An 8,852-nucleotide genomic window follows, 5' to 3' on the forward strand; every position below is an offset into this window, starting at 1 on the left:
GGTGCGTCGTCTCGACTCTGGGACAGGCGCTCGAACTCGCCGAGCCGTTCCCCGCGGAGGAGGTCGGCGTCGTCGTGGACACTTACCACGTCTGGTGGGACGAACGGACCCCGCAACTGCTCGCGCGGGCGGGCGAAGCGGGCAGGATCGCCGCCTTCCAGCTCGCCGACTGGACGGTGCCGCTCCCCGCTGGCGTCCTCCTGGGGAGGGGCCAACTCGGCGACGGCTGCGTGGACTTGCGCGGCCTGCGACGTGCTGCCGAGGCGGCGGGATACACGGGGCCCGTGGAAGTGGAACTCTTCAACGAGTCGCTGCGGACGCGCGACGGGGCCGAGGTGCTCCGGGAGACCGTCGAGCGGTACCTGCGGTACGCGGCGGGGTGAACGGCGAGGTGCGTAGGCAGGGTTCGGTTGTTGCGCGTCCGAAGTCGCCGCGCAGGCCGCTCGGAGCGGTCGGGGGCGAGCCGCTGAAGCTGCTTGAGACCTTCCCTCGCAGCGCGGAAGCGTTGGTCGGTGCGAACGGCGCGGCCCACTGCGCGACGACGAAGAGCGCGATCCCGCCCCCGCGTCCGCACCGAGCACACCCTGCTGGAGCGCTGGCCTCCAGCAGGTGCCGGGAAACTGAGCACTGTCCGGTCGATCATGTGACTAGTCCGCCAGGGGACGCTGACGTGGGCACGGGGCGAGGGGTCTCTCAGGCCGGCCGACCGCTGCACTGACGGGATGCCGCGCACGGCGCAGCGGATCAGGACGCAGCGGTCCCTCGAGTCAGCCCAGTCCGCAGCGAGCGAGTGCAGCACGAACCTGGTCGAGGCCCTCCGCTCTCCAGTGGTCCCGGTCGGGCATTTGGTCGTCTCGGCGCCAACGCCAGGCGGAGAACATCGCCCAGTTCAGGGCGCGGCACAGGTCGATCAGGTCGTGGTCAGCCCCCGCATAGTGCTTTCCCACGTCTTCGGGCGCATGGGCGAGGTCGAATTCGATCGGCCCACGGCAGCAGGTCGCGAGGTCCACGAAAAGCGGGCCTCTTCTCGTGTTCAGGAGGTTGCCCGGGTGAGGCTCGCCGTGCAACAACTGGTCGTCGGCTTTGTCGCTGCTGATCGCGGCGCTCAGTCCACTGAGTGTGTCGCTGAGGAGTGCCCGGTCGAAATCGGGCAGCTCGGGAGACTGCTCCCGGTCGTTCACCTCTCTCAGCGCCACGGCGACTCGGTCGGTGAAATGCGGTGCGTCCGGATCGATCTGCCGCAGGGCGGCGTGGTGCCGCAAGAACACGTCTGCGCAGTCGGCCGGCGCGATCTCCGATCCCACCGGTTCGTAGTAGGTCCATAGCGAGATGGCGAAGGCATCACGCACATGCACCCGCGGCTCGACCCGAGGATCGAGCTCAGCCACCGGCGCGTCAACGTCGGCGAGACGGCGAGCAACCTCTACTTCGAACTCGGAATCACTCAGATGCCCCAACGGTGCGACCCGGGCCAGAACATCGCAGGGGACCATGCGCAGCGCGACGCGGTCCGAGTTGTGGATGACGATCGCATCGTCGACCTGAAGACCCGGCCTCGCAGCAGTCGCCCGCCCTGCCTCAACTGCGCGGTGCAGTTCTGATGGCTCCATACCGTCCTCTTTCATCATTGAGACACACACGTCTGGGACAGCAGTGATGCCCCCGATGTCTTCGGTAACATCATTCGGCGGCCAACCCCGGACCGACGACAGGCATCGCAAAACGGGACCTGCACAGAGTTGGGCGACCATGCCGCCGGCCCCGGTGAGGCGAGCCGGCCGTACGACGTGCTCGGCGCGGACCGCCCTCGCCGATGCCGTGCCGCCGCTCGTGCCGCACCGCTCGATCCACGGGCCGACGAGCCGCACCCGGCCGGGACGAGTCCGACTCCGCCGCGTCCGCGCGCCCCTGCCGACCGGACGCCCCGCACACGCCCCGGTGTTGCCGATAACCTTTCCCAACCGCGCACCCGCGGACGGTAGTTGACCACGAAAGGAGGACTGGAAGGCGTGGGCACAACCACCGAGGCCCCAGGACGCGGCAGGCAGCTCCTCCGCCGGCTGCGACTCTCGGAGCTGCGTGCCAGGCGAGCCGTCCGGTTCCTCTCGCGTCCCCCGGAGGGATGGACCGCACCGACCGAGGTCGAACGCGCGTTGTACGAAGCGAAGTTGCGCGGCGACCGCGCCGTGTACGTGCGCGCCCTGGCGCAAGCCGACCTGTACCACCCCAACGACCGGGCGGAGGCCGACGCCGGCCGGTACTACATCCGTCCGGTCGAGAACCCCGTCGGACGCGGGCGGGCCGTGCCGGTCCGCACGGAGGGCAGGCTGTCCGCTCCCGGCAACCGGTCCGTGTACTTCGCCGAAGGACTGGGCGGCTGGGCCGACCTGCTGGACGGCTATCGCGCCACCTGTCTGGTGGTGAACCCCGGCTCTCCCTGCGAGGCGTTCCTGCCGGCCCGTGCGTTCGACCGCCGGTTCTGGCGCGCGCTCGCCGGGGAGGTGGACGTCGACGCCCGCCGGGGCAGGTTGCGTTGGGCCACCGCGGGAGGCGAGCAGCACGGCCGGACGGCGCACGGGCTCGCCTGCGGCGCTCTGCTCAGCGTCGTCAACGGCGAGGTGTGGAACTCCCTCGCCTGGCACGGCGACGGGTACGACGCGGAGAAGCGGCGGTTGGCCGACTGGTGGGACGTCACCGACCGGGAGAGTTGGCGGACGACCACCGCTCACCTGCTGGAGCCCGGGTCCGGCAGCCGCGCCTGGACCTTCGTGCTCGACGTGCGGCGCTCGCTCGCGCAGGAGCGCGGGGGAGACGTCGACACCGGTGTGTGGCGCCGCGGAGTGGAGAACGCGCTGCGCGCGGGGGCCGCGGAGGAGGCGTCGTCGTACGTGCTCACGGCGGAGGGCGTCACCGCACCCGAACCGGTCGACACCGAGGTGCTCGACGCCGAGGTGGCGGGGGCGCGCCGGCTCGTCGAGCGGATCTCCCGCTACGAGGCGCGGTTCCGCGCCGACGGCCTGCTCCCCGAGGGCGGTTGGGTGCGGAACGTGGAGGCGTGGAACTACGGGCGGGCCGTGCACGTGGCGCGCTGGGGCGTCGGCGCCCGCTACTGCGGTCAGGACGAGGCCGGGCACCTCGTCCGGCGGGCAGGGGAACTCTGCCGCGTCGCCTACAACTCCTGGGAGCAGCTCGCCGCCGGCCATGTCCTCGGCCGCTGCCTCCACTTCGACGAGGAAGAGTTCGGCGACTGGTACCACGAGATGCGCAAGGCCCACCAGGTGCTGACGACGCATCCCCAGAGCCCCTGGCGCACCCTCTCCTTCAGCCGACTGGGGCACTGAGCCACTCCCGGGGGCCCGGGCCGCGTCGGACGCACCGCCGAACCGGGCGCCGTCGCCGAGCGGTTGATGCCCTGCGACGGGTCCCGCACTCGCGCCGAACCTCGCACGCGGGGAAGGGACGGGCGGCGAACGGAACAGTCCGAACTCGACGCGCCCGGCGCGAGTTGGCCCCGTGCCCGCCCTTCCGTCCACGGAGCCCTCCCCGGGCCTCACCGGCGACCGCCTCCGATTCCGCGTCCCCGCGGGCCTCGGGGCGCGGCGCCGGCCCGCGTCCTAGGGTGCGGCCATGACGGACCAAGGGAGCCTCACGCAGTACGCCCTCACCTCGCTCGACGGGCAGGGCTGGAAGCAGGTCGGGGAGTTCGGCACCGCGTTCGTGCTCTCCGCGCTGATCGGGCTGGAGAGGGAGGTCAAGCAGAAGGCGGCGGGCCTGCGGACCTACACCGTCGTCGGATTCGCCTCCGCGCTCTTCATGCTGGTGAGCAAGTACGGCTTCGGCGACGTGCTCTCCCAGGACGATGTGGTGCTCGACCCGTCGCGGGTGGCGGCGCAGATCGTCTCCGGGCTCGGGTTCATCGGCGGCGGGATCATCTTCGTCAAGCGCGACGCGGTGCGCGGGCTGACCACGGCCGCGAGCATCTGGCTCACGGCGGCCGTCGGCGCCGCCGCGGGAGCCGGCCTGCTGCTGCTCGCCCTCCTCGCCACCGCCGGGTACTTCGTCGCGATCCTCCTCCTGCCGTACGCCACCCGCTGGGCCACGGACCGCTGGACGTCGCCGGCACCGACCCTCAACGTCCACTACCTGGAGGGCAGGGGGCTCCTCCGCGAGGTGCTCTCCCGGATCACCGACGCGGGCTTCGTCGTCGCGGACGTCTCCACCTCGCGGGTGGCACGCCGGCCGGGCGAACCGTCGGCCGGGGACGGGACGGCCACCGAGGCCGTCACGGTACAGGTGGGGCTCGAGGGCGCCGGGGAGGTTCCCGAACTCGTAACGCAGATCAGTGAGTTGGAAGGGGTGCTCGAGGTGTACGTCGCCCACGACGAGTCGACGGAGTGACGGCATGCCGCGAACCGGGTGCGATGCGGGGGTAGTTGAGCGACCACGGTAAGTTCCTGCTACGGTTCGCGGGCTCCTCGGACAGCAGCCGCCGAGTCGTCGACGGCCATCCTGCTGCGCACCGTGCGACGCAGGCTCTGAAGGGTTCGGCCAGTGAGGGGGCCCATGTCGCAGCCGCCGCAATCCCGCCCCGGACGGTGGGGCATGGGGCGGACACCACTCCGGCGGATACGGCTTCGGCCCGTACCCGGCCCAGTCGCCGCAGGGGAACCCGACGCCCCACGGTGTGCCTCCGCACCCGCCGTCGCCGCCCCCGTGGCCGCAGCGAGGCCCGTTCCCGTACGCCCAACACCCGTCCGGGTACGCCGGGTTCGGTCCGCCCGGAGGCGCGCCGCCCGGGCCGCCGCGGCGCTCGGGCGGACGTGGCCGCGCCGTCCTCCTCGCTGCCCTGGTCACCGCCTTCCTGCTGGTCCTCGGGGGCGGGGCATGGTTCGTCACCGGTCTCGGCGAGAAGGATTCGGCACCGAAGGACGCCGCTCCCGAGGAACCGACCGCCGCCGAACGGCTCTTCCGCCTCAAAGCGCACGGCCACGCCGGGGGTGTCAGCGGCGGCTGGGTGACGAAGCGGACCTACGTGGTGATCGTAGGCGTGGCGATCGAGGGATACTCCGCGACGAAGGGCAATAAGAAGTGGAGCATGCCGCTTTCGGGGCCGGCGTGCGGAATGACGCCCGCGGTCGGCTCCGGCGGGGTCATCGCGGTGGCGTACCAGGGGAGTTCGGGCGGCTGCGAGCACCTCGTCGTGCTCGACCTCGATACGGGCCAGGAGAGTTGGCGTACCCGGCTTCCGGAAAAGCTGTCGCAAGAGGTGATTCTCGGGACGGTGGGCGACACATTGGCGGTCGCCTGGGAACGGGGACACATGGCGTACGAACTCGCCACCGGGAACGAGCGCTGGCGGGAGCGGTTCCGGAAGGGCTGCCGACATGGGGGGTACACCGGCGGCCGTGCGCTCGTGGCCGTGCGCGACTGCGGCGACGGGCTCGCACTGCACGACCTCGAGCCGTCCACCGGCACGTCCAGGTGGACCTACCGGCTCGGCGGCGCCGAGGCCGTCGGCTTCCTCTCCACCGACCCCCTGGTGCTCGCCGCCGCCCGGAAGGGAAGCCGCAACCCCGATCTGCTCCACGTCTCCGAGCGGGGCGAGTTGACGGCTCGCATCCGGCTCTCCGAGGAGTACGACCCCGGTTGCGGCAGCCTGGTCGGGCCCATGTGCTCCTTGCTTGCTGTAGCCGGTGGGAAGGTCTTCACAGCCACTCGGCCGCAGGACGCGGAGGCATCGGCAGGGCACGGCGGCATCGCGGCCTTCGATCTGCGCTCGGGAGAGAAGCTGTGGGAGGTGACGGCCGGCAGCGGTGAACGGCTGCTTCCGATTCGGGGTGCGGGGGAGGACGTCATCGCCCTTCGGGCGCCGACGGCGAAGCGTGGTGCGCAGGTCGTGCGGCTGACGGGGCGGAGCGGCCGGGCGCAGGTGCTGCTGCGGTTGCCCGCGCGGAGTGCCAAGCAGCAGCAACGGTTCGTGCCCGAGGCGGAGTCGTCGGGACATGTGCAGTACGTCTACGGGCGCCTCTATCTCCGAAAGGACAACATCCGGCGCAATCCGTTCCTGGCGATGGCGTTCGGGCGCCAGGAATGAGGCGGCGCACCTGCGGGTCCGCCAAGTCCGGCCAACCGACCGGGTATCGGGACGGGAGCGGACGCGTCGTGCTCGACCTACGGCGCGCAAAGCCGCGTTGAGCGGCCGCGCCGACGCCTCAGAACGGCACCCCGCACCGCAGCACCACGTTCGCGTACGGGCGCGTCTCCCCGGTGCGCACGACGAGCTTCGCGCGCGGCGTGAGCGCCTTCAGCTCCTCGTGGGAGAGGGAGACGAGGCCCGCCCCGACGCCGTCGAAGAGTCGGTGGAGCCGCGCGGCGGCTTCCGGGTTGGCGCTTTCCACCTCTTCGGCGACGGTGGCGCCCTCCACGACGAGTTCGCCGAGGAGCCCGTCGAGCACCTCGGCGAAGCTCGGCACGCCGGCCCGGAACGCGAGGTCGACGAGGCGCGGCGCCCCGGGGCCCTCCGGGATCGGCAGCCCGGCGTCGCAGACGACCACCAGGTCCGTGTGGCCCAACCGCGCGAGTGCGCCGCTGAGTCGACGGTTGAGTACGCCGGCCTTCTTCATCGGCCCGCACCTTCCTCCGCCGTCAGCTCCGCCACCTCGCCGGGGCCCGGATACGACTCCTGCGCCCCGGCCTTCGTCACCGCGGCGGCGCCGACGCGCACCGCGTACCCGACCGCCTCGACGAGCGTGTCCCCGAGGCCGAGGCGCCATCCGAGTGCCCCTGTGAAAGCGTCGCCCGCGCCCGTGGTGTCCACGGCCGCGACCTCGGGGCTCGGCACCGTCACCGCTTCCCCGTCCCACACCAGCGCGCCCCCGGCGCCGAGGGTGACGACCACGCTGCGGGGGCCGCGCGCGCTCAGCGCCCTGGCCCACACCTCGGGGCCGCCGTCCATGCCTTCGGGCGCGTCGTCGCCCAACAGGCGCCGCGCCTCGTGCTCGTTGACGACGAGCGGATCGCAGACGGCGAGCACGTCGTCCGGAAGCGCCGCGGGCGGCGAGGGGTTGAGCACCACCCGGGAGCCCGCGGCGGTGGCGGCGCGGACCGCGGCCGCCACCGTCTCGAGCGGGATCTCCAACTGGAGCGAGACGACCGCCGCCGCGTCGAAGAGCGGTTCCGCGTGCGCCACGTCGTCGGGTGTGAGGTGGTTGTTGGCGCCGGGGGAGACGACGATGCTGTTGTCCCCCGCCGCGTCGACGGTGATGAGGGCGACGCCCGTGGGGGAGGGGCCGCCGTGCAGCAACCCGGTGGTGTCGGCGCCCACGGCCCGTTGCGCGTCGTGCAGCAGTCTGCCGTGGGCGTCGTCACCGACACGGGCGAGGAGGGCGGTGCGGGCGCCGAGCCGGGCCGCTGCCGCGGCCTGGTTGGCGCCCTTGCCGCCGGGATGGACGGCGAGATCGGACCCCAGGACCGTCTCGCCGGCCGCCGGCCGGCGCTCGACGCCGATCACCAGGTCCGCGTTGGCCGACCCCACCACCAGCAGGTCCAACCTGTGCATCCGGCTTCTCCCCTGTGCTCGTGCCCCGCGGGCGGCCGTGCGCCCCGGAGCTGCGGGCGAGGCCCGCGCTGTCCGTCGCCGATCAGGAGTACTGGTCGACGTTCTTCGAGGTGACGACCTTCACCGGCACCTTGATCTGCTTGTCGACCTTGGTGTCGTCGACGACGCGGAGGGCGTTGCGCACGGCCATCTTGCCGAGCTCCTCCGGCTGTTGGGCGATGGTCATGGTGAGCGATCCGTTCTTCACGGCCTTGAGCCCCTCGGGGGTGCCGTCGAAGCCGACCACCTTGACGTCGTCGCCCGCCTTGTCGCCGAGCGCCTTGATGGCGCCGAGGGCCATCTCGTCGTTCTCCGCGAAGACGCCGTCGACGTTCGGGTGGGCCTGGAGCATGTTGGTGGTGACGTCGAGGCCCTTCGTCCGGTCGAAGTCGGCCGTCTGCTTGGCGACGACATTGACGCCGGGGAACTTCTTCAGGCCCTCGGTGAAGCCCTGCCCGCGCTCGCGCGAGGCGGAGGTGCCCGCCTGCCCGCGGAGGAAGAGGATCTCGCCCTTGCCGTCGAGCATCTCGGCGAGTTCCTTGGCCGCCTGGCGGCCGCCGTCGACGTTGTCGGAGGCGACGGTGGCCTCGGTGTCGGCCTTGTTGACGCCGCGGTCGGCCGCGATCACGGGGATGTCGGCGTTGTTGGCGCCCTTGACGGAGGCGCCGGCGGCGTCGGAGTCGACCGGGTTGATGATGATCGACTTGACGTTCTGGGAGGTGAAGTTCTGCACCTGGTTGGCCTGCTGCGACGCGTCGTCCTGGGCGTCCTGCACGCTGAGTTCGGCGTTCTGCGTCTTCGCCTCGGCCTCGGCGCCCTTCTTCATCTGCACGAAGAAGGGGTTGTTGAGGGTGGATATCGCAAGGCCGAGCTTCACGGTCTCGCCGCCCTCGTCCGAGGAGGAGTCGCTCCCGCATGCGGTGGCGGTGAGCGCGAGGGTGGCGACGGCTGCGACGGCCGCAGTGCTGCTCTGTCTCTTGTTCATTTCTGCATTCCCTGAGTTAGGAAGTGAACGAACCGGCACTTTCTCTTCGCACAACGATCATGTACGGCGACGCAGTGTATCCAGAAGCACCGCCAGGGCAATCACTGCCCCGATGACGACTTGCTGCCAGAAGGCCGACACGTCCAGCAGGTTGAGACCGTTCCGCAACACGGCGAGGATGAGCGCCCCGATGAGCGTCCCCGACGCCTTGCCGACGCCGCCGGCGAGGCTCGCCCCGCCGATCACCACGGCGGCGATCGCGTCGAGTTC

At 71.6% G+C, this 8,852-nt stretch carries 7 protein-coding genes and 1 pseudogene; 4 read left to right on the forward strand and 4 right to left on the reverse strand.

Annotated elements, in window-relative coordinates; all coding sequences use genetic code 11:
• The coding region (locus tag UWG_RS0118205; protein ID WP_016908648.1) for a sugar phosphate isomerase/epimerase family protein at positions 1 to 383 on the forward strand (383 nt) is incomplete at its 5' end.
• Positions 384 to 767: 384 nt separating this feature from the next.
• On the opposite strand, the gene UWG_RS30395 is transcribed toward UWG_RS0118205, so the two are convergent.
• Positions 768 to 1,610, reverse strand: a complete 843-nt coding sequence (locus UWG_RS30395) for a phosphotransferase (RefSeq protein WP_029391557.1) — start codon at positions 1,608 to 1,610, stop codon at positions 768 to 770.
• Between the two features lie 399 nt (positions 1,611 to 2,009).
• Here UWG_RS30395 and UWG_RS0118215 point away from each other — a divergent pair, with 399 nt between their 5' ends.
• The 3 genes from UWG_RS0118215 to UWG_RS0118225 all read left to right on the forward strand — a co-directional run bounded on the left by UWG_RS0118215 (position 2,010) and on the right by UWG_RS0118225 (position 6,094).
• Positions 2,010 to 3,341 carry a DUF1266 domain-containing protein gene (locus UWG_RS0118215; RefSeq protein WP_016908651.1) on the forward strand — a complete coding sequence of 444 codons (1,332 nt, stop codon included), beginning with the start codon at positions 2,010 to 2,012 and terminating at the stop codon, positions 3,339 to 3,341.
• Between the two features lie 286 nt (positions 3,342 to 3,627).
• On the forward strand, positions 3,628 to 4,398 hold the full coding sequence (locus tag UWG_RS0118220) for an MgtC/SapB family protein (RefSeq protein ID WP_016908652.1): 771 nt from the start codon (positions 3,628 to 3,630) through the stop codon (positions 4,396 to 4,398).
• Positions 4,399 to 4,684: 286 nt separating this feature from the next.
• The gene (locus UWG_RS0118225; RefSeq protein ID WP_016908653.1) at positions 4,685 to 6,094 is read left to right on the forward strand and encodes an outer membrane protein assembly factor BamB family protein; all 1,410 of its coding nucleotides are present in this window, start codon (positions 4,685 to 4,687) and stop codon (positions 6,092 to 6,094) included.
• A 118-nt stretch (positions 6,095 to 6,212) separates the two neighbouring features.
• Here the strand turns inward: UWG_RS0118225 and rbsD are convergent, their stop codons facing one another.
• From rbsD to UWG_RS0118240, 3 genes and pseudogenes are all read right to left on the reverse strand, one after another.
• A complete protein-coding gene (rbsD, locus tag UWG_RS0118230) occupies positions 6,213 to 6,623 on the reverse strand; it encodes a D-ribose pyranase (RefSeq protein ID WP_016908654.1) in 411 nt (136 codons plus the stop codon).
• Positions 6,620 to 7,558, reverse strand: coding sequence for a ribokinase (locus UWG_RS0118235; protein WP_016908655.1), 939 nt, complete (start codon positions 7,556 to 7,558; stop codon positions 6,620 to 6,622). The genes rbsD and UWG_RS0118235 overlap by 4 nt, the downstream gene beginning before the upstream one ends.
• A gap of 82 nt (positions 7,559 to 7,640) precedes the next feature.
• Positions 7,641 to 8,852, reverse strand: a pseudogene (locus UWG_RS0118240) (ABC transporter permease/substrate-binding protein); the annotation flags it as partial.

The organism is Streptomyces xiaopingdaonensis (genome assembly GCF_000262345.1).
Lineage (GTDB): Bacteria > Actinomycetota > Actinomycetes > Streptomycetales > Streptomycetaceae > Streptomyces > Streptomyces xiaopingdaonensis.